Source organism: Pseudomonas sp. AC242, assembly GCF_979258655.1.
Map to the genome: position 1 here is coordinate 4,675,001 of NZ_OZ409873.1, position 20,710 is coordinate 4,695,710.

General features: G+C 58.8%; 22 protein-coding genes (1 of these 22 only partly in view). 7 read left to right on the forward strand and 15 right to left on the reverse strand.

The features are described from left to right. From msrQ to ACZZ0A_RS20920, 6 genes are all read right to left on the reverse strand, one after another. Positions 1-551, reverse strand: the 5' portion of a protein-coding gene (msrQ, locus tag ACZZ0A_RS20895) for a protein-methionine-sulfoxide reductase heme-binding subunit MsrQ (protein ID WP_095114483.1). The gene continues 73 nt to the left of window position 1, outside the view; only the first 551 of its 624 coding nucleotides appear in the window; it begins with the start codon at positions 549-551; its stop codon lies off the left edge, out of view. Beyond that, positions 551-1,564 (reverse strand): protein-methionine-sulfoxide reductase catalytic subunit MsrP, encoded by a 1,014-nt coding sequence (gene msrP, locus ACZZ0A_RS20900; protein WP_007909973.1) that lies wholly within the window; start codon positions 1,562-1,564, stop codon positions 551-553. Before msrP ends, msrQ begins: the two co-directional genes overlap by 1 nt. A 63-nt stretch (positions 1,565-1,627) precedes the next feature. Continuing rightward, complete coding sequence (gene pssA / locus ACZZ0A_RS20905) at positions 1,628-2,485, reverse strand: CDP-diacylglycerol--serine O-phosphatidyltransferase (protein ID WP_016983477.1); 858 nt, start codon at positions 2,483-2,485, stop codon at positions 1,628-1,630. 149 nt (positions 2,486-2,634) lie between these two features. Next, positions 2,635-3,651, reverse strand: a complete 1,017-nt coding sequence (gene ilvC / locus ACZZ0A_RS20910) for a ketol-acid reductoisomerase (protein ID WP_007909969.1) — start codon at positions 3,649-3,651, stop codon at positions 2,635-2,637. A 48-nt stretch (positions 3,652-3,699) separates the two neighbouring features. Then, the gene (gene ilvN / locus ACZZ0A_RS20915) at positions 3,700-4,191 is read right to left on the reverse strand and encodes an acetolactate synthase small subunit (RefSeq protein WP_003176102.1); all 492 of its coding nucleotides are present in this window, start codon (positions 4,189-4,191) and stop codon (positions 3,700-3,702) included. Positions 4,192-4,193: 2 nt separating this feature from the next. Continuing rightward, on the reverse strand, positions 4,194-5,918 hold the full coding sequence (locus ACZZ0A_RS20920) for an acetolactate synthase 3 large subunit (RefSeq protein ID WP_007949940.1): 1,725 nt from the start codon (positions 5,916-5,918) through the stop codon (positions 4,194-4,196). A 399-nt stretch (positions 5,919-6,317) separates the two neighbouring features. Between ACZZ0A_RS20920 and ACZZ0A_RS20925 the strand changes: the two genes are divergently transcribed. Continuing rightward, positions 6,318-6,734: a DUF4124 domain-containing protein gene (locus tag ACZZ0A_RS20925; RefSeq protein ID WP_414895043.1), complete on the forward strand. Its 417-nt coding sequence runs from the start codon at positions 6,318-6,320 to the stop codon at positions 6,732-6,734. A 108-nt stretch (positions 6,735-6,842) separates the two neighbouring features. Here the strand turns inward: ACZZ0A_RS20925 and ACZZ0A_RS20930 are convergent, their stop codons facing one another. The 3 genes from ACZZ0A_RS20930 to mrcB are packed head-to-tail and all read right to left on the reverse strand — an operon-like array spanning position 6,843 to position 10,268. Continuing rightward, complete coding sequence (locus ACZZ0A_RS20930) at positions 6,843-7,178, reverse strand: YqcC family protein (protein WP_007909947.1); 336 nt, start codon at positions 7,176-7,178, stop codon at positions 6,843-6,845. Further along, positions 7,178-7,927 (reverse strand): hypothetical protein, encoded by a 750-nt coding sequence (locus ACZZ0A_RS20935; RefSeq protein ID WP_007909946.1) that lies wholly within the window; start codon positions 7,925-7,927, stop codon positions 7,178-7,180. Before ACZZ0A_RS20935 ends, ACZZ0A_RS20930 begins: the two co-directional genes overlap by 1 nt. A gap of 16 nt (positions 7,928-7,943) precedes the next feature. Then, positions 7,944-10,268 (reverse strand): penicillin-binding protein 1B, encoded by a 2,325-nt coding sequence (gene mrcB / locus ACZZ0A_RS20940; protein WP_007909944.1) that lies wholly within the window; start codon positions 10,266-10,268, stop codon positions 7,944-7,946. Positions 10,269-10,386: 118 nt separating this feature from the next. Here mrcB and ACZZ0A_RS20945 point away from each other — a divergent pair, with 118 nt between their 5' ends. The 4 genes from ACZZ0A_RS20945 to ACZZ0A_RS20960 all read left to right on the forward strand — a co-directional run bounded on the left by ACZZ0A_RS20945 (position 10,387) and on the right by ACZZ0A_RS20960 (position 13,754). Next, a complete protein-coding gene (locus ACZZ0A_RS20945) occupies positions 10,387-11,943 on the forward strand; it encodes a bifunctional aminoglycoside phosphotransferase/ATP-binding protein (RefSeq protein WP_463543680.1) in 1,557 nt (518 codons plus the stop codon). 90 nt (positions 11,944-12,033) lie between these two features. Beyond that, on the forward strand, positions 12,034-12,378 hold the full coding sequence (locus ACZZ0A_RS20950; protein WP_007909940.1) for a pentapeptide repeat-containing protein: 345 nt from the start codon (positions 12,034-12,036) through the stop codon (positions 12,376-12,378). A gap of 286 nt (positions 12,379-12,664) precedes the next feature. Next, positions 12,665-12,937 (forward strand): TfoX/Sxy family protein, encoded by a 273-nt coding sequence (locus tag ACZZ0A_RS20955; protein ID WP_003228231.1) that lies wholly within the window; start codon positions 12,665-12,667, stop codon positions 12,935-12,937. A gap of 16 nt (positions 12,938-12,953) precedes the next feature. After that, on the forward strand, positions 12,954-13,754 hold the full coding sequence (locus ACZZ0A_RS20960; protein ID WP_123375930.1) for a Crp/Fnr family transcriptional regulator: 801 nt from the start codon (positions 12,954-12,956) through the stop codon (positions 13,752-13,754). A 226-nt stretch (positions 13,755-13,980) separates the two neighbouring features. On the opposite strand, the gene ACZZ0A_RS20965 is transcribed toward ACZZ0A_RS20960, so the two are convergent. The 4 genes from ACZZ0A_RS20965 to ACZZ0A_RS20980 are packed head-to-tail and all read right to left on the reverse strand — an operon-like array spanning position 13,981 to position 17,527. After that, complete coding sequence (locus tag ACZZ0A_RS20965; RefSeq protein ID WP_447787138.1) at positions 13,981-14,832, reverse strand: ChaN family lipoprotein; 852 nt, start codon at positions 14,830-14,832, stop codon at positions 13,981-13,983. A gap of 21 nt (positions 14,833-14,853) precedes the next feature. Beyond that, a complete protein-coding gene (locus ACZZ0A_RS20970; RefSeq protein WP_463544107.1) occupies positions 14,854-15,576 on the reverse strand; it encodes a heme ABC transporter ATP-binding protein in 723 nt (240 codons plus the stop codon). A gap of 44 nt (positions 15,577-15,620) precedes the next feature. After that, the gene (locus ACZZ0A_RS20975) at positions 15,621-16,604 is read right to left on the reverse strand and encodes a FecCD family ABC transporter permease (protein WP_185051973.1); all 984 of its coding nucleotides are present in this window, start codon (positions 16,602-16,604) and stop codon (positions 15,621-15,623) included. Between the two features lie 50 nt (positions 16,605-16,654). Next, on the reverse strand, positions 16,655-17,527 hold the full coding sequence (locus tag ACZZ0A_RS20980) for a heme/hemin ABC transporter substrate-binding protein (RefSeq protein ID WP_463543681.1): 873 nt from the start codon (positions 17,525-17,527) through the stop codon (positions 16,655-16,657). 165 nt (positions 17,528-17,692) lie between these two features. Here ACZZ0A_RS20980 and ACZZ0A_RS20985 point away from each other — a divergent pair, with 165 nt between their 5' ends. Then, positions 17,693-18,010, forward strand: coding sequence for a Rieske (2Fe-2S) protein (locus tag ACZZ0A_RS20985; protein WP_095114498.1), 318 nt, complete (start codon positions 17,693-17,695; stop codon positions 18,008-18,010). Here the strand turns inward: ACZZ0A_RS20985 and sfsA are convergent. Next, the gene (gene sfsA, locus ACZZ0A_RS20990) at positions 18,007-18,720 is read right to left on the reverse strand and encodes a DNA/RNA nuclease SfsA (RefSeq protein WP_463543682.1); all 714 of its coding nucleotides are present in this window, start codon (positions 18,718-18,720) and stop codon (positions 18,007-18,009) included. The genes ACZZ0A_RS20985 and sfsA overlap by 4 nt on opposite strands. Beyond that, positions 18,720-19,892 (reverse strand): pyridoxal phosphate-dependent aminotransferase, encoded by a 1,173-nt coding sequence (locus tag ACZZ0A_RS20995; protein WP_007909923.1) that lies wholly within the window; start codon positions 19,890-19,892, stop codon positions 18,720-18,722. Before ACZZ0A_RS20995 ends, sfsA begins: the two co-directional genes overlap by 1 nt. Positions 19,893-20,226: 334 nt before the next feature. Between ACZZ0A_RS20995 and dksA the strand changes: the two genes are divergently transcribed. Then, positions 20,227-20,670, forward strand: a complete 444-nt coding sequence (dksA, locus tag ACZZ0A_RS21000) for an RNA polymerase-binding protein DksA (RefSeq protein WP_007909922.1) — start codon at positions 20,227-20,229, stop codon at positions 20,668-20,670. Positions 20,671-20,710: the final 40 nt, after the last annotated feature.

Here is a 20,710-nt window from a genome sequence, read left to right on the forward strand (position 1 = left end):
CGCAGTAGCAGGAGCACCGCACCTATAAAGGCATAGATCGCCCACTCTTCAAGATCAGCGCGCACGATCCACAACATGTGCAGCAAACCCAGGCCCAGAATCACGTAGACCAGACGATGCAGTTTCTTCCAGCGCACACCTAAACGACGCTGACTGTAGCGATTGGAAGTCACCGCCAACGCCAACAATCCGAGAAAGCCCAACGCCCCTACTATTATGTAAGGTCGCTTGCGCAACTCGACTGTCAGCTGCGACCAATCGAAACCCAGAATGAACGCCATATAGCTACACAGATGCAAAACCACATAGGCGAAACACCAGAGCCCCAACTGCCGGCGAACCGCAATCCACCCTGCCCAGCCGGTCAGTTTCTGCATCGGCGTCATGCTCAGGGTGATCAATAACAACACCAATGTTCCCAGCCCCAGCCGATCAACCAGCACTTTGCCGGGATCCGGCCCAAGCAAATCCTCAAGCGCCTGATACAACCACAGCATCGGCCAGACCGCTGCCGCAATGAAAACGCCTATACGCCAGTACGGGAATCGCATCAGTAGTTCTTCCGCAGATCGAGCCCTGCATATAAAGAAGCGACTTCATCCGCATAGCCGTTGAACATTTGCGTATCACGAACATTCGGCTTGAACAGACTGTTCGGCAGGCGACGCTCTCGTGCTTGCGTCCATCGTGGGTGATCAACCGTAGGATTCACGTTCGCATAAAACCCGTATTCATCTGCCGCAATGCTCTGCCAGGTCGTCTTCGGCTGCTCGCTGACCAGACTGATGCGCACGATGGATTTGACGCTCTTGAAGCCATACTTCCACGGCACCACCAGACGCAGCGGCGCGCCATTTTGATTCGGCAATTCACGGCCATACATGCCTACCGCCAGAATCGCCAAGGGATTCATCGCCTCATCCAGCCGCAAGCCTTCTACATAAGGCCAATCGATCAAGGCAAAACCGGAGCGCTGGCCGGGCATGCTCTTGGGATCCTGCAAGGTTTCAAAGCGAATGTATTTGGCTTTGGACGTTGGCTCGACCTGCTTGAGCAGCGCCGAGATCGGAAAGCCAATCCACGGAATGACCATCGACCACGCCTCGACGCAGCGCAAACGATAGATACGCTCTTCCAACTGATAAGGCTTCATGAAGTCTTCCAGCGCATAGCGCCCAGGCTTACCCACCTCCCCGTCGATCACTACGCTCCATGGTTCGGTTTTCAGCGAGCCGGCATTAGCTGCCGGATCACCCTTGTCGGTACCGAATTCATAAAAGTTGTTGTAGTGAGTTGCATCTTTATAAGGCGTGATCGCCTCATCCTTGACGTTGACCGCTCCCCATTTAGTAGAAGGCAGCTTCTCGATGAACCATGCAGGTGCCTTGCCCGGCTCGACATCGGCATACCGCGCCGCATCGTCGGCATTGGCCCAGCGCGGCAGGCTGCTGACGGCGATACCGGCAGCAGTGGCTCCCAATAATTGGCGGCGAGAGAGATAAATGGATTCAGGTGTGACATCCGACTCGTGGCAGTCGGACGCTTTGGGGACTTTGATCAACATGGCAACTCCGCAGCTTTGGAGGACAGATGCACCCATAGACTGCGGAGTATGCGGGAAATTACATCACTCGGCTTTTTTGTGCCGACGAAGATGCAACAGGTACTGAACCGGGCCGGACGCCGCGTAAGCAAGGAACACCAGCAACAGAATGCGCGGTGGATCGCTGAATACCACGGCAAACACCAGCACCACAGCAAGGATAGCCACGAACGGTACGCGCCCTTTCAGATCCAGCTCTTTAAAGCTGTTGTACTTGATGTTGCTGACCATCAGCATGCCGGCGGCCGCCACCATCAACGCAACCAGGAACGACATCTTCGAACCCTGAATGCCATAATCACTGAACGCCCAGACAATCCCCGCCACCACACCAGCAGCCGCCGGACTGGCCAGACCGATGAAATAGCGCTTGTCCGCCGTACCGACCTGAGTATTGAAGCGCGCCAGACGCAACGCCGCGCCTGCTACATAGATAAAGGCGACCATCCAGCCGACCTTGCCCATATCGCCCAACGCCCAACCGAATGCCAGCAACGCCGGTGCAACACCGAACGCGACCATGTCCGACAGCGAGTCGTACTCGGCGCCGAAGGCACTTTGTGTATTGGTCATGCGCGCGACACGACCGTCGAGGCCGTCGAGCACCATGGCAACGAAGATCGCGATCGCAGCGAAAGCAAAATACTTGCTCGCGTTGGCGGAATCACCGGCACTCAAGGCCGCCTGGGCGCTCATCGAGTTGATGATGGAGTAAAACCCTGCGAACAGGTTCGCAGTGGTGAACAGATTCGGCAGCAGATAGATACCACGATGCCGGACTTTACGACCTTCTGCGTCGTGCCCTTCCTCGATGTGTTCATCGATGGGCAGCAGGCTTTCGGCGTCAGAAGCCTTGTTCGGCTCTTCGGGACGTTCGCTCATGGACATTACCTTGCAACGGTTTGGAGAAAATTCGACAGGTGCTTGAGGACGACAGTTCGGCCACAAACGCTGCAGCTTTATACCAGAACCACCGGCTCAAACGAAAAAACGCGGCCGAGGCCGCGTTTTTTCATACAAGGGACGACGACTTAGTTTTTGGCTTTGTCGACGATCTTGTTGGCACCGATCCACGGCATCATGGAGCGCAGTTGCTCGCCGATGACTTCGATGCCGTGAGCGGCGTTGTTACGACGCTTGGCGGTCATCGAAGGGTAGCCGGTTGCGCCTTCGCTGATGAACATTTTGGCGTATTCGCCGTCCTGAATACGTTTCAGGGCGTTGCGCATGGCCTGACGGGACTCGGCGTTGATCACTTCCGGGCCAGTCACGTACTCGCCGTACTCGGCGTTGTTGGAGATCGAGTAGTTCATGTTGGCGATACCGCCTTCGTACATGAGGTCAACGATCAGCTTCAGTTCGTGCAGGCACTCGAAGTAGGCCATTTCCGGCGCGTAGCCAGCTTCAACCAGAGTTTCGAAACCGGCTTTGACCAGCTCAACGGTACCGCCGCACAGAACGGCTTGTTCGCCGAACAGGTCGGTTTCGGTCTCGTCCTTGAAGGTGGTTTCGATGATGCCGGTACGACCGCCACCAACGCCAGCGGCGTAGGACAGCGCAACGTTTTTGGCGTTGCCCGAGGCGTCCTGGTAGATCGCGATCAGGTCAGGGATACCGCCGCCCTTGACGAACTCGGAACGTACGGTGTGACCCGGAGCTTTCGGCGCGATCATGATCACGTCGAGGTCGGCACGCGGTACAACCTGGTTGTAGTGGATCGCGAAGCCGTGGGAGAAGGCCAGGGTGGCGCCTTTCTTGATGTTCGGCTCGATTTCGTTCTTGTACAGGGAAGACTGGAACTCGTCCGGGGTCAGAATCATGACCAGGTCGGCAGCAGCAACAGCGGAAGCAACGTCGGTCACTTTCAGGCCGTGAGCTTCTGCTTTGGCAACGGTGGCCGAACCTTTACGCAGACCAACGGTAACGTCGACACCGGAGTCTTTCAGGTTGCACGCTTGGGCGTGGCCCTGGGAACCGTAACCGATGATGGCAACTTTCTTGCCCTGGATGATCGACAGGTCGCAGTCTTTATCGTAGAAAACTTTCATGAATTTCCCCTATATATCCAGGCCGTTCAGGCCATTCGCTAATTTGGTTTAGATGCTGAGTACTTTGTCGCCGCGGGCAATGCCGGTCACGCCGCTACGGACGGTTTCCAGAATCGATGCGGTGCCGATGGACTGAATGAAGCTGTCGAGCTTGTCGCTGGTACCGGTCAATTGAACGGTATACACGCTGGCGCTGACGTCGACGATCTGTCCACGGTAAATATCGGTGGTGCGTTTGATCTCGGCGCGTTGGGCGCCAGTGGCCTTGACCTTGACCAGCATCAGCTCGCGCTCGATGTGAGCGCTTTCCGACAGGTCCACCAGCTTGACCACTTCGATCAGCTTGTTCAGGTTTTTGGTGATCTGCTCGATGACTTCATCGTGGCCAACGGTGGTCAGCGTCAGACGCGACAGGGTCGGGTCTTCGGTCGGAGCCACGGTCAGGCTTTCGATGTTGTAGTTGCGCTGCGAGAACAGGCCGACTACGCGAGACAGAGCGCCGGGTTCGTTTTCCAGAAGCAAGGAAATAATGTGCCGCATGATTAAGTACGCTCCGTCTTGCTCAGCCACATATCGCGCATCGAGCCGTCTTTGATCTGCATCGGATAGACGTGCTCGCTGGTGTCGACCGAAACGTCGATGATCACCAGGCGATCCTTCATGGCGAACGCTTCTGCCATCTTCGACTTCAAATCTTTCGATTCGGTGATGCGTACGCCGACGTGGCCGTAGGCTTCAGCCAGCTTGACGAAGTCAGGCAGCGATTCCATGTAGGAATGCGAGTGACGGCTGCCGTAGCTCATGTCCTGCCACTGACGCACCATCCCCAGAACACCGTTGTTGAGGATGACGATTTTCACTGGCAAGCCATATTGCAGGCAGGTCGACAGTTCCTGGATGTTCATCTGGATACTGCCTTCGCCGGTGACGCAGGCAACATCGTCATCCGGGAAGCTCAACTTGATGCCCATGGCCGCCGGGAAACCGAAGCCCATGGTGCCCAGACCACCGGAGTTGATCCAGCGATTCGGCTTGTTGAACGTGTAGTACTGCGCAGCGAACATCTGGTGCTGGCCCACGTCGGAAGTGATGAAGGCATCGCCCTTGGTCACTTCGCAGAGGGTTTCGATCACGGTCTGTGGCTTGATCTTGCTGCCGTCGCCCTTCTCGTAAGGGAACAGGCCGCGATCACCGCGCCATTCATCAACCTGCTTCCACCAACTGGCAACGGACTCCTTGTTCGGGGTCTCGCCGATTTCCTTGAGGATCGCAACCATTTCGGTCAGGACGCTCTCCACCGGGCCAACGATTGGCACGTCGGCCTTGATGGTCTTGGAAATCGAAGCCGGGTCGATATCGATGTGGATGATCTTGGCGTTCGGGCAGAACTTCGCCGCGCCGTTGATCACGCGATCGTCGAAACGTGCGCCGACCGCGAGGATCACGTCAGCATGGTGCATCGCCAGGTTGGCGGTGTAGCTGCCGTGCATGCCGAGCATGCCGATGAACTGACGATCAGTACCCGGGAAACCACCCAGGCCCATCAACGTGTTGGTCACGGGCAGGTTGAGCATTTTCGCCAGTTCGGTCAGCGGTGCAGAACCGTTGCCGAGGATCACGCCGCCACCCGAATAGAGCACTGGGCGCTTGGCCGCCAGGAGCATTTCTGCCGCCTTGCGGATTTGCCCGGAGTGACCGCGAACGGCCGGGCTGTAGGAACGCAGCTTGGCTTTTTTCGGGAAGATGTATTCGAACTTCTCGGCCGGGTTGGTCATGTCTTTCGGGATATCGACCACGACCGGGCCCGGACGACCGGATTGCGCCAGGTAGAAGGCCTTCTTCATGACTTCCGGGATTTCCGAAGCGTGCTTGATCATGAAGCTGTGCTTCACGATCGGCCGGGAGATACCGATCATGTCGGTTTCCTGGAACGCGTCGGTGCCGACCATGGTGCTTGGCACCTGACCGGAAATGATCACCATTGGAATCGAGTCCATATAGGCGGTCGCGATCCCGGTAATGGCGTTTGTGGCGCCAGGACCGGAAGTCACCAATACCACGCCGGCTTTACCGGTGGCACGGGCATAACCGTCAGCCATATGGGTTGCCGCTTGTTCGTGACGAACCAGGATGTGAGTCACTTCCGGTTCTTTGAACAGGGCATCGTAAACATGCAGGAGAGCACCACCCGGGTACCCGTAGATATATTTGACGCCTTCGTCACGCAAAAAGCGGACGAGCATCTCACCGCCAGATAAAAGCTCCACGTTGTTCACCTCTAAAACGCCAGAATACCGTCCACAAAAAAGGGGCGGGTCTTAATAGGTTTACTTCTCGGCAGAGCATGAGCGACGGTGGTCGCCGACTACGTCAGCACTGACTGAGCAAGTATTGGGATCGTCCCAAGTGTTGCGGGCCTTTCCCACCCAGCGCGAGGTAACGCGTTGCGGGTGTAACAGGTCGGCGCGGATGTGCGCCTCATGATCTACCGAGTGGGTCTGCTTCTGGCAGTCCCTCTACAGCGGACTTTGGATTCTTCTGTTTCGCCCCCTCCAAGTCAAGCCGTCTATGTGGTTAATTGTGGGTAAACACATGAGAACGCAAGAAAAAACCTGAAAACCGCTACTCTGTTAGTGTCAATTGCGCACTTTTACCAAGGATTCAGCATGCGAACGCTCCTCCTCACTCTGCTGATCGGCATCAGCCCATGGGGCATGGCCGCTCAAATCTACAAATGGGTCGACGCTCAAGGCGTCACGCATTTCGATGCGCAGCCGCCAGCGGGCCAGCCGTCGACGACCTTGCAGACGCCCTCGTCGCCCCCGCCCAAGCCCGGGGCAATGCCGGGCAGCGGTGTACTCGGTGACCAGAAGGCTATCGACGACAAGGTGAAGAAACAGGTGGCTGACCAGCAGGCGCAGCTCAAGCAGTTTTGCGAGCAGGCACGGACGAACCTTGCGCAATTGCAGAACAATCCGCGCCTGAGGGAGGAGGTGGAGGGGCAGATGCGCCGGCTGGATGATGCACAGCGTCAGGAACGCATCGTCGAGGCACAGAAACAAATCGCGCGGAATTGTGAATAGACACCTGTAGGAGCTGCCGCAGGCTGCGATCTCTTGATTTTGCTTTCAAAAACAAGATCAAAAGATCGCAGCCTTCGGCAGCTCCTACCTATCCGGTGTCAGTCTGGGTTAGCGCGAGGCAGTGATCAGCAGGTCAAACTCTTTGAGCAGCACCTGCAACTGACGATCCTTGCCACCCAGGTTGCGCTGGGCGAAGACCATTTCGGCCATTTCCTGAATCCCCGAAGCATTCGGCAACGGCAAATCCTGTTCAAGGATCATCTTCATGCGTGGCAGGAAGATCCATTGCAGCCACTGCTCGAAGTCCAGTGTATCGACCGAAAACGGCTCGACACTGCTCAGCGCTTCGGCCGACGGAGAAACCTCATCCCACCAGCCTTGTGTGCGCAGCTCACGCTCGATCAGCAACAGCTGATCAGCGATTTTCGGGAAACGAGCATCCATCACAGCGAAACCTTGGCCTTCTGACGGGCCTGAGCGGCGCCGGCGGAATCGCCTTGTTTCTCACGGGACTGAGCAATGATTTCCCATAGGCTGGCCTGCAAGTCCGGACGACCGTTGGCCATGGTCAACGCACGACGGGCGAACTGCTCTGCTTGCGGCGCGTCACCTTGGGCCATGCGCACCTGCGCCAGACGATAAAGCACTTGCGGCTCACGCGGCGCCACACGCTGAGCACGCTCCAGGCTGGAGGACGCGCCATTGAGGTCGCCACCGGCCTGTTGTTGTTGAGCTGTCGTCAGCAAGGCAAGCACCGGACCGTCCAGTTGCTCATCTGCCGACAAGCCACCGCCGCTGCTGGCCGAAGGAATCCCGCTGGGCGTCGACGGCATGCTGTAGCTGCCGGAATTGATCGGCGCGGACTCGGCCGGCGAAGGATTGTACGGCCCCGCCGTGATACCGCCGGATGCCGGGCCTGGCACGATTGGCGAAGCGCTGATCGGTGTCGACACGGCAGCGCCGCCGCCCGGCACCATCACCACCACACCAGTATCACCTTGCGGAATGGCCTGAGTCTGGCCCTGCGCAGGACGCTTCACCGTCGTTTGACGGAAACCGCCATTGGCCGAAATACGCTCGCTGTTGGACACCGCAGTACCGGAATCAACCACCGGAATCGAACCACGCTGTACGGTAGAGCAGCCGCTGAGCAAAGCCACGGCGGTCACCGCTGGAATCAACCACTTGTTCACTTGAAACCCTCTTCGCTTAATTCATCCAGCCCTTGACCCAATCCATCACCGACTCGCCGGAAGCAGGCGTTTCGCCCGCACAGGCGGCGCCGGGTGGCGGTTCGCTGCCGCGAATATACGGCATCTGCACCGCCCCCGGGCAGTTGGCATCGGAGCCCTGCCCGGTACGCGAATCGACCCACGCCTGCACGACGTTGTCCGGTTGCGGCATGTCCAGCGGCAGCGGATCGGCCTTGCGCATGAAACTGGTCCAGACCTGCAGCGCACCAGTCGCCCCGGTGAACGGTGTCTTGCCGTTGTCATCACGACCCAACCAGACCACCGCCAGCAGATCCTGACTGAAACCGGCGAACCAGCTGTCACGGGAATCGTTACTGGTACCGGTCTTGCCCGCCAGCGTCAGAGTCTTGGGCAGCACGTTATAAACCGAGCTGCCGGTACCTTCACGCATCACGCGCTGCATGGCGTTCTGGATCAGATAAATGGACGCCGGATCGAAGCGCTGCTCAATCTGAAACGGATAACGCTTGAGCGGCTCGCCCTCGGCGGTCAGCACGCTGCGAATCCCGCGCATCGGCGTATTGAAACCACCGTTGGCCAGCGTCTGGTACATGGTCGCGACTTCGATCGGGGTCATGCCGCCAGCGCCGAGAAGCATCGACGGGAATGCCGGGAACTCACGCGTCACGCCCAGTCGACCCAGGGTTTTCAATACATTCGGCACGCCGACTTCCAGGCCCAGACGCGAAGTCGACAGGTTGTAGGAATGCGCCAAGCCCTGATAAAGGAACACGGTACCGTGAGAGCGACGGTCATAGTTCTGTGGTTTCCACACCTGACCGTTCGCGCCTTTGACCGACAACGGATCGTCGGACAGCCAACTGGTCAGGGTGTACTGGCTCGGTTTTTCCAGCGCAGTCAGATAAACCGCAGGCTTGATCAACGAGCCAATCGGCCGCACGGCATCCAGTGCGCGGTTGAAACCGGCATAACTGGCCTGACGGCTGCCGATCATGGCCTGGACTTCGCCGGTTTCCGGATTGGTCACGACCATCGCCGCTTCCACGTCATCAGAACCCTTGCGCCCGGCCAGACGTTTGAAGGTGTCGTTGACCGACGCTTCGGCCTTCATCTGCAGGATCGGATCGAAACTGGTGAAGATGCGCAGGCCTTCTTCGGTCAAGTCTTCGTCGCGGTAGTCTTCACGCAACTGGCGTTTGACCAGATCGATAAAGCCCGGGAACGAGCTGTCGGCGAGCTTGCCGCGCGTGGTCACGCCCAGTGGCATTTTCTTCGCCGCTTCGACCTGTTCGGCAGTCGCCACGCCTTGCTGCTCAAGCACGTCGAGCACCAGGTTACGCCGTTCCAGCGCGCGCTCAGGATTACGACGCGGGTTGTAGTAGGACGGGCCTTTGACCATGCCGACCAGCAACGCCACCTGATGCAGTTTCAGCTCGGACAATGGCTGGCCGAAGAAGAACTGGCTGGCCAGACCAAAACCGTGCACCGCACGCTGACCGTCCTGTCCGACGAAGACTTCGTTGAGGTAAGCCTCAAGAATTTCCTTCTTGTCGTAATGCAACTCCAGCAGCATCGCCATCATTGCTTCGGTGAGCTTGCGAGTCAGGCTGCGTTCGCTGGTCAGGTAGAAGTTTTTCACCAACTGCTGGGTCAGCGTACTGCCGCCCTGGGTCATCTTGCCGCCAGAGGTGTTGACCCAGACAGCGCGGGCAATCGACTTCGGCGACACGCCCCAGTGGCTATAAAAGTCGCGGTCTTCTACAGCGACCAGGGTTTCGAGCAGATACGGCGGCACCTGATCGAGTTTGATCAGAATGCGGTCTTCGAGATTCTTTGGATAAATGCCGCCGATCATCAACGGCTCAAGGCGCACTACGGATAACTTTGAACCGTTGGTCGCCGACAGTTCTGCGACGTAATCGCCGGAGAAACGCACGCGTACCGGCTGCGGTTTTTCCAGGCCTTCATAGAACTGGAAGCCACGGGTATTCAGATCGACCGTATTGCCACTGACGGCTGCGGCGCCGGGGCCATTGCTGACCGCCTCACGGCGATAGCCAAGGGCATCGAGTTCGGTAAGGAAATCGTCCTTGCTGAGCTTTTGTCCGACGAACAGCTCGAGCGGCCGCGCGTAGACCTTGGCCGGGATGGTCCAGCGTTTGCCGGAGAACTTCTCCTGCACCACGGCATCGAGGTAAACGGCGAAGCCGGCCAGCACGACAAGGCCGACCAGACTGAGTTTAATGGCCCAGCTCAACCACGGGCTAAGGCCCTTGGAGGGTGGCTTTTTCTTGGTACGGGGGGATCGAGTTCGAGTCATGGCGGCGGATTATACGCACTTTATTCATCCTCAACAGGAGCGCTCCGAGGTTTGCGTCGGGCTGGCGAGCGGCCATAATGGCCACCTCGAATTTCCCCCAGTCTCTGAAGGATCGCCCGTGAGCCAGTCACTGATCGCTGCCCTGCAAAACCCGGCCCTCTACCCGCACCCTGTCGAAGGGTTTCAGGTCATCGAAACCCATATCTCGTGGGTGATCCTCACCGGTCCCTTCGCTTATAAAGTGAAGAAACCGGTCAATTTCGGCTTCCTCGACTTCACCGGTCTCGAATCGCGTGCACATTTCTGCGCAGAAGAGCTGCGTTTGAACCAGCGTTTGACTGATGATTTGTATCTGGAAGTGTTGCCGGTGACTGGCAGCGTTGAAGCACCGCAACTGGGCGGCGACGGCGCAGCGATCGAATACGTGCTGAAAATGCGCCAGTTCCCGCAGAGCGGTTTGCTCAGCACCCTGCAAGCCAATGGCGAGCTGACCACCCAGCACATCGACGAGATGGCGCAGCAGATCGCTCACTTCCACCTCACCGCGCCAAAAGTCCCGGCCGAACACGATGCCGGCACCCCGGACAGCGTAATGGCGCCGGTCGCGCAAAACTTCGAGCAGATCCTGCCGTTCCTCAGCGACAAAAACGATCTGCTGCAACTCGACGCACTGAAAGCCTGGGCCGAAAGCAGTTTCGAACGTCTCAAGCCACTGTTCGCTCAGCGCAAAACCGAAGGTTTTACCCGTGAATGCCACGGCGATATTCACCTGGGCAACGCCACGGTCATTGACGGCAAAGTGGTGATCTTCGACTGCATCGAGTTCAACGAACCGTTCCGTTTCACGGACGTCTGGGCCGACACCGGTTTCCTCGCGATGGACCTGGAAGACCGTGGCCTGAAATCCCTGGCGCGCCGCTTCATCAGCCAGTACCTCGAGTTGACCGGCGACTATCAAGGCCTGGAAGTGCTGAACTTCTACAAAGCCTACCGCGCACTGGTTCGCGCCAAGGTTGCGCTGTTCAGCATGCCGGCAGACGCAACACCAGTGCAGCGCGCCACCACCCTGCGCCAGTACCGCAACTACGCCAACCTGGCGGAGAGCTACAGCACCATTCCCTCGCGTTTCATGGCGATCACCCACGGTGTTTCCGCGGTTGGCAAAAGCCACGTGGCCATGCGTCTGGTCGAAGCGCTGGGTGCCATCCGCCTGCGCTCCGATGTCGAGCGCAAGCGCTTGTTCGGCGAGCAAACCGTGGCCAACGACGTGCAGGCCGGCATCTATAGCGCCGACGCCAGCACCGCGACCTACGCACGCCTGCATGAAATTGCTGAAGTCATCCTGCACGCCGGTTTCCCGGTGGTGATCGATGCCACTTACCTCAAACGCGAGCAACGCGACAACGCGGCAAAAATTGCCGAAGCCACCGGTACGCCGTTCCTGATCCTCGACTGCAACGCACCGCAAGCGGTGATCGAGAGCTGGCTGGCGATTCGTCAGGCCGACAAACAGGATCCGTCTGACGCCACCCTGGCCGTAATCGAAGCGCAGCAGGCCAATCGTGAAGCGCTGACGCCGGAAGAAATCCTGCGCAGCAAACGCGTGCAGACCAACGAATCCGGCACGCTGGACACCGTGGTCGCGCAGATCCGTCAGCGCCTGCCAGGCCTGTAAGAAACTATTTCGGCCGTGAAGCCCTCGCTCGCTTCACGGCCGTCAAATAGTGGCACTATACTGGCGTCATAAAACCAACGGTGATATGACATGAGCCAGCCGAAACTTCTCGACACCCCGCTGTATGCCTTGCTGCACAAAGATGACATCACAGGTTTCAACAAAGAGCGCCCACAGGATGGCCCGATCGACATGGTCGGCGGCGATTTCCGTGGTCTCGATTTGCGTGAACTGAATGCCGATGGCGTGGATTTCCGGGACGCGTACTTCCGTTCCGCCGATCTGCGTGGCATCGATTTCCGCAATGCGTCGCTGGAAGGTGCAAGCCTGGCTCACGCACAGATTTCCGGGGCGTATTTCCCGCCGGAGCTGAGCGCTGACGAGATTCTGATGTCGATGAATTTCGGCACGCGTTTGCGTTATCGCACCCGCTGATCGCCTCATTGTTCCCTGACACAACGCCGTCCCTGCAGGAGTGAGCCTGCTCGCGATAGCGGTTTAGAATTCAACACATGTGTGCCTGCAAGTCCGCTATCGCGCGCAGGCTCACTCCTACATTGATTTGTGTTCCCCCCTCCTCATCTGCGCTCGCAGCCCTTAAAAGCGCCCTTTCTTAGAAGCGTTTGCGTTGAATCCGACCAAACAACCACGCTTTTCCTACTGATGGCTACACTCCTGAGAAGCTCGCCCACGCACCATTCGGCCGTCGCAAGGAGGCTTGATGAATGATGAACTGCAACACCTGAAGAATCTTGGCAAGACGTCGGCGCAATGGCTGCATGCCGTGGGCATCCACAGCGCCTCGGACTTGCGTCGCCTGGGCGCAGTGGATGCCTACCGGGCCGTGCGTACCCGCGGGTTTCGCGCATCGAAGGTGTTGTTGTATGCGATTGAAGGCGCGCTGATGGATGTGCACTGGAACGACATCCCCGCCGAACGCAAGGACGCCTTGAACAAGCAGCTTGAAGCCATTTCCTCGCGCCACAAGAACTGAACGGGCATAGACCGTTATGTATTTACTGGGGGAACAATCGGCCTGGGCCGATGCCTTGATCAACCGTTTGCAGAGCTTGCCTGCACTGTGGCTGCGCGATTTGGCGCCTTGCGGGCCGACTGTGGAGTTGGAAGCGTCGGATGATTTGCTCGCGCAATTGCCCGCCGATCAGCTATTCCTGCTCAATGAAGGTGGGATCAGCGGCTGTATCGCCGCCCGCCCGCTGTTTTATTGGCAGGAGGGTGATTTGATCGGCCTCCAGCAAGGTGAGAACTGGGCTGATTGCCGTTTATGCAATGAAGGGGCATTGCGCTTGACGCCCTATCGGCGTGGTGAGTTTTTCCAGCATTTGCATGCCGACACTCATCGGGCAGAGCAGTTTCTGGAGTATCTGCTCGGGCAAATGGCAATCCTTGCCCATGCCGTCGCGGAGCTGAAGCCACGCGAGTTTCGCAGCACCAACGGTTTCAAACGGGTCGAAGCCGGTGAAACCCTGATCAGCCAGGGTGACGCAGCTGACCACGTGTTCGTAATCATCGACGGGCATGCCGAAGCGTTTGTAGACGGGCAGAAAGTTGGCGACGTGCCCAAGGACGAAATTTTTGGTGCTATGGCCGTGTTCACCGGCGAGCCACGCAGTGCCACGGTCATCGCCCGAGAACCGAGCACAATAATGCTGATTCCCGGTGAACAATTCTTGAGCATGACTCGCACCAATCCGAAGATCGCCCACAGCCTGATCGAGAGCATGGCGCGGCGGATCGGCCAGCTGAATCGGCAGATCACACGAATACCCCCACCGGAAAGCCTGCGCTGAACCCTTTGTTTACGGGGTGTTCCGGCCATTTACCAGACGAATTCAAAGAAACGGAAAAACAGTTGTTGACTCGGTAATGAGAATCGCTATGATTATCACAACTGGTCGCGAGATCAGTCGATATTCTGAAAAGCCCTTGGTTCGGACTCTCAGATTATCTCCTCATCAGGCTAATCACGGTTATTTGACCCGGTTTTTACCGGGTCTTTTTTTGCCTGTGGAAAAGTCATTTGCCGAACTGTTTGCGCATCTGCTCGCAGTAATCCTGCTTGGGCGTGGCGGGCGTGTACCAAACGTAATCGGCCATCGCTGCCGTTATCTCGGTGCCCTGCTCTGCCAGCATCAACACCGTCGGGGACTCCGTGGCGCCCAAATCCACAACATGCAACGGCACGCCAACATCCTTGCGCGCATGCCACGCACCGGCCAGCAAGACTGAAGGTGTCGGGGCCGCCAATAGCCCTTCGGCCATACGCCGATCACGTTGTTGCTGAACAGCGAGCATTGCCGGCATCTGTGATTCGGGCAGCAGGCCACAGTGGGAATCGCTGATCTGCTCCAACAATACGGCTTTCACCGACTCAGCATTGCTGCGCTCTCCCTTCAACACGGACGGATTGCGATAGAAGGTTCGAATCTCGTCGCTATCCAGATTTGCCGCCAGTAGCGGATAAGGTTGAGTGAGCGCGAAGCGGACAATCGGCCCATAGAGATTCCAGTCCCAACCGTCCTGCCAGGCCAATGCACCGGGCAGATCAGCGGACGGCGTTTTCGTCTGGCGTGCCTGGTCAACACGAGGCTGCTGGTCCGGCGTGAACATTTCCATTAGAAGACTGCCCTGCGGCCGCTGCTCGCCGAGCGAGCGCAACAGCCACAACTGCGCGGCATGATGATCGGCATTGTCATGCTGCTCACCGATGATCAACCGCTCAGGCTCAGCCAAGCGCTTCACCAGCTGCTGCGCCGTCAGCACTTCGCCGTTGCGTAGATCGCGAATCTCGCCACTGACCGGCGGTGGCACCACAGCATGCTGACACCCCGCAAGCAACACCACCGCCAACAGCCACATCCCACGCATGCAATCACCTCGATGATCCAGTCAGCGGGCGATAATCAGCGGATGCCCACGCTCCGGGTGCGGCTGCACCAACACTTCGAGACCGAATACGGCCTGGAGCGTGTCCGGTCGCAAAACCTGCTGCGGTGTATCCAGCGCCACCGGATGCCCGCCTTCCAGCAGCAGAATGCGATCACAATAACGCGCCGCCAGATTCAGATCATGCAGGATCACCAATACCGCGGCGCCACGATCAGCAAACTCGCGCACGGCCTGCAGCGTTGTGTGTTGATGCAGCGGATCGAGCATCGACGTCGGCTCATCCAACAGCAGCGTCTGCCCGGCCTGCCCCGGCCAAAGCTGCGCCAGCACCCGCGCCAGATGCACACGCTGACGCTCGCCACCGGACAGCGCCAGATAACTGCGACCGCTCAAGTGCCCGGCATCCGCCGCCGTCAACGCCGACTCGATGATTTCGTCATCGCGCACCCAACCGCTTTGCCAAGGCAAGCGGCCCATGCCGACCACTTCTTCAACGCGAAAGGCAAAATCCAGGGTCGACACCTGAGGCAACACCGCCAGTCGTTGCGCACGTTGCGGGCCAGTCCAGTGACTCAACGCCTGCCCGTCGAGGGAAACCCCGCCGTTGCTCGCCGCCAACTCGCCGCACAAGGCGCCCAGCAAGGTACTTTTGCCAGCACCGTTCGGCCCCAGCACACCGAGTACTTCACCCGGTTCAAGCTGCAGCGTGACATCGCTGAGCACTGTCTTGCGACCACGCTGAATGTGCAGATCCTGTGCACGTAACATCAGGCGCGCCCTCGTAACAGCAGATAGAGGAAGAACGGCGCACCGATAAACGCGGTGACAATACCGATCGGCAATTCTGCCGGCGCCAGCGCCAATCGCGCGACCAGATCAGCCAACAGCAACAGGCTCGCCCCCGCCAACACCGATGCCGGCAGCAAGACTTTGTGATCCGGCCCCGCCAGCAAGCGCACCAGATGCGGCACCACCAGCCCGACAAAACCGATCATCCCGGCTGCCGCCACTGCGGCGCCAACCCCCAGCGCCGTACAAAACACTAATTCACGCTTGAGCCGCTCGACATCGATGCCTAAATGTCCGGCCTCGGATTCTCCGAGCAGCAAGGCATTCAGCGCTTTCGCCCGACGCGGCAACCACAATGCGACACCGGCGCTGATGATCAGCAAAGGCCACAGCCGCGCGTAACTGGCGCCATTGAGGCTGCCAAGGTTCCAGAAGGTCAGCGTGCGCAGCGTCGCGTCATCCGCCAGATAAGTGAACAAGCCGACGGCCGAACTGGCCAGCGCCGTCAGGGCAATCCCCGCGAGCAACATGGTTGCAACATTGGTCTGGCCGTTGCGTCGCCCCAGTCGATAGACTAGCGCCGTCACCCCTAACCCACCGAGAAACGCACAGACCGACAACAGATACGGTCCAAACCATTCCGGCAGACCGCCGAAAAACGAGCCACCAACAATCGCGATCGCCGCGCCCAATGCCGCGCCGCTGGAAACGCCGACCAGCCCCGGATCCGCTAACGGGTTACGAAACAAGCCCTGCATTGCCACACCGGACAAAGCCAACACACCGCCGACCGCCAGCCCGAGCAAAGTACGCGGCAAACGAATCTGCCCCAGGATCAGCTCCGCCTGCTCCAGACCGTCCGGTGCCAGCGGCAGGCCGAGCATGCGTAACGCCGCGCGTAATGTATCGAACAGCGGCAGGCTGACCGGCCCCAACGCCAGCGACAGCCAGATCGCCAGCAAACACAGCAGTGTCAGGCCAATGAACAAGGCACGGGGTTTTACCAGTGTGGTCATTGGCCGCTCTTGGCCGGGTAGAAGCCGTCAGTCAGGCTTTTCAGCGCCGCCGGCAAACGTGGCCCGAGGCCGCCGACCAGCAAAGTCGGGTCAAGCTCCAGCACGCGCCCGGCCTTGACCGCGCGGCTTGAATCGAGAATCGGGTTTTCCTTGAACAGCGCCGCTTTCGCCGCCTCACCGGTCAACGCACGGTCGGCGAACACCAGCACCTCAGGATCAAGGCTGGCGAGGGATTCCACGGAGAACGGTTTGTAACCGGTGTGCGTCGCCAGGTTACGCCCCCCGGCCTGCTGCAACAGCCAGTCGGCGGCAGTGTCCTTGCCGGCGATCAACGGTTTGCCGCCCGCATGCCCGAGCAACAGCAACACGCCCGGCGCCTTTTGTTTGCTCTGCACTTGAACAACACGCGCCTTCTGCGCATCGAGCTGCTGTTGATAAGTTTGCAGCAACTGCGCAGCCTTCGGCTCGGCGCCGAGCAATTGGCCCAAATGAGTAACGTTCTTCTCCAGCGTCGGCAGATCCGGTTGAGCCGAGAACAACACCACCTGAACCTTGGCCGCTTTGACTTGCGACAGAACCGGCGGCGGGCCCATTTCTTCAGTGCCAATCAAGATATCCGGACGCAGACTGAGAATGCCCTCAGCCGAAAGGCTGCGCTGATAACCAATGCTCGGCAGCGCCTTCAACGACTCCGGGTGCTGGCTGGTGGTATCGACGCCGACCAGTTTCGATTCGCCGCCCAACGCACTGACCCACTCCGACAGCGCACCGCCGGCACTGACCCAACGTTGCGGCAAATCAGCCGCTGCAGCCTGGTGGCTGACCAAAAGTCCGACACACAGCACGGCAACGCGGGTACTCAGGCGCATACACAGCTTCCTTGAATAAGGTTTTTCCCGGGCATCAGGATGGCAGGCCAAGTATCCTCGACATCTGCCAGACGCCTGCGGGTGAAGGTCGCCATTTGATAATTGTTTGCATTTAAACGTCAAGCTCGGACATATCCAGACACGAGCGGACACTAGAGGATAGTCATGAAGTTTCTCTGCGCGGGCGCCGACCTGGCTGAAGCGAAAAGCCGTGGTTTTGAGATCGACGGCAACAAACTGTTCGCCGTGCGCCGCAGCGGCCAGGCGTATGTTTACCTCAATCGCTGCCCGCATCGCGGCGTCGGGCTGGAATGGCAGCCAGACCAGTTTCTCGACCCGAGCAACAGCCTGATCCAGTGCGCCACCCACGGCGCACTGTTTCTGATCGAGGACGGCGAATGCGTCGCTGGCCCCTGCGCCGGGCAATCACTCACCGCCATACCCTGCCGCGAAGACGCCCAAGGCCTGTGGATCGATGTTTAACCGTTGAGTAACACGTCGAGACGCCGGTCGATGACCATCTCTTCATGGTCCAGCCGCACGCCATACGCCAGCACCTCAACGCCGCAGGCCACTGCTTCGAGAAGTGCATCGGCGTACGCCGAATCGATTTCCTTCGCCGGCCGCACCGCGTCAATCCCGCTCAGATTGACGCAGTACAACTGCACCGCGCGAATCCCGTCCCGTGCCAGATGCGCCAACTCCCGCAGATGCTTGGCGCCACGCTGGGTCACGGCATCGGGAAATGCCGCCACCGCAGTACCGTCGAAACCCAGAGTGACGCTTTTCACCTCTACATAGGCCGGGCCACTCGGGTATTCGAGGCGGAAATCGATACGGCTCTTTTCCTGCCCGTAAGCGACTTCACGTTTCAACGCGGTAAAGCCGTTCAACTCGGTGATAACGCCAGCCTGCAACGCCTCTTCAACCAAACCGTTGGCCCGAGCTGTATTCACGCAAAACAACCGGCCTTGCGGGGTTTCACCGATTTCCCATGTACCGGGCAACTTACGTTTCGGATCGTTGGAGCGACTGAACCAGACCTGCCCACCCTCGACCTGACAATTGAGCATCGAACCGGTGTTCGGGCAGTGAATGGTCAGCAACTCGCCGCCAACGGTTTCGATATCGGCGAGAAAACGCTTGTAACGCCGGATCAGTCGCGCCTCTTCCAGAGGTGGATAAAAGCGCATCAGCCTTGCCAGCTCTTCAAGCCACGGGCGATTCGCTCCACCGCTTCCTGTAAGCGCGGGAGGTTTTGCGTGTAGGCAAAACGCACATGGTGACTGGCCTGATAGCGACCGAAATCCAGACCCGGGGTGAACGCCACATGCTCGGTTTCGAGGAAATGTCGGCAGAACGCGAAGGCATCGCCGCCGAACTGGCTGATATCGGCGTAGAGATAGAAAGCGCCTTCCGGCTCCACGGCGATGTTGAAACCCAACTCGCGCAACGCTGGCAGGAGGAAATCCCGGCGACGGCCGAATTCGGCACGACGCTCTTCAAGAATCGCAATAGTATCCGGCTCGAAACAGGCCAACGCCGCATATTGCGCCATGCTCGGTGCACTGATGTAGAGGTTCTGCGCGAGTTTTTCCAGCTCGCTGACCGCCGCGTCCGGCGCCACCAGCCAGCCGAGACGCCAGCCGGTCATGCCGAAATACTTGGAGAAACTGTTCAACACAAAAGCGCTGTCATCGACTTCCAGCACGCTGGCGGCATCGGTGCCGTAGGTCAGGCCGTGATAGATCTCGTCCACCACCAGATGCCCGTGTTTCGCCTTGATGGCTGTGGATAACCCGGCCAGCTCATCGCGTGTCAGGATCGTCCCGGTCGGGTTGGCCGGCGAAGCCACCAGTGCGCCGACGCTGTCGTGATCCCAATGCCGCTCGACCAGATCAGGAGTCAGTTGATAACGCACGTCCGGACCCACCGGCACCAACTGCGCCGCACCTTCGACCAAACGCAGGAAGTGCCGGTTGCACGGGTAACCCGGATCCGCCAGCAGCCAGTGTTTACCGGGATCGACCAGCAACGCGCTGGCCAGCAACAGCGCACCGGAACCGCCCGGTGTAATCAGAATCCGCCGTGGGTCGATATTCAAGCCATAACGCGATTGATAAAACCCGGCGATTGCCTCGCGCAGTTCCGGAATGCCGCGCGCAGCGGTGTAACGGGTCTTGCCCGCCGTCAGCGCCGCCTGCCCGGCACGAATGATCGGTTCAGCGGTAGTGAAATCTGGCTCACCGATCTCCAGATGGATGACATCATGACCTTCAGCCTGTAACTCATTGGCCCGCGCCAGCAGCGCCATCACATGGAACGGTTCGATCGCACGACTGCGCGCACTGTAAGGCTGAGCCATTGGTTTTCCTTCGGCAGGGAAAAAGAGACGATTCTACCCATCTGCCGGAACGAGCGAGAACCCGCAGCGGTCACAGCCTCAAGAACGCTGGACTGTAACGATACGCACGTACGCTCCAGGATTGACTAAAATCAGTGATTGAACAGGTCTTCAACACCACCAGACACGGCTTGCCAAACATTTGCAAGCGCCACCCGCCGGGGCCTCGACATCCGGGAGTAGCGCAGGCCGATTTGATCTGGTAAGTTCGCCCGCTTGCAGCCGCAGGGCCGGCAGGTGTCGGTGATGGAGCAATCCTGCGCAATGGATTACAAGAGTAGAGGCGGTCCATTTCATGCCCACCCAAGCAAAGCAACAGCAGCAAACGGCGATCAGCGGCTTCGAACCTTATGTTCAGGCCAAAGACGAAGAGTACATGGGCAAACCCATGCGCGCGCACTTCACCAAGATCCTGACCAAGTGGAAACTGGACTTGATGCAGGAAGTCGACCGAACTGTTGATCACATGAAGGACGAAGCGGCCAACTTTCCCGACCCGGCCGACCGTGCCAGTCAGGAAGAAGAGTTCGCCCTTGAACTGCGTGCCCGTGATCGCGAGCGCAAGCTGATCAAGAAGATCGACAAGACACTGCAACTGATCGAAGACGGCGAATACGGCTGGTGCGATTCGTGCGGCATCGAGATCGGCGTCAAGCGCCTTGAAGCCCGTCCTACTGCCGACATGTGCGTCGACTGCAAGAACCTGGCTGAGATCAAGGAAAAGCAGGTCGGCAAGTAATCTCGACCTGAACGAAAAACGGAGCGTGCGAACGCTCCGT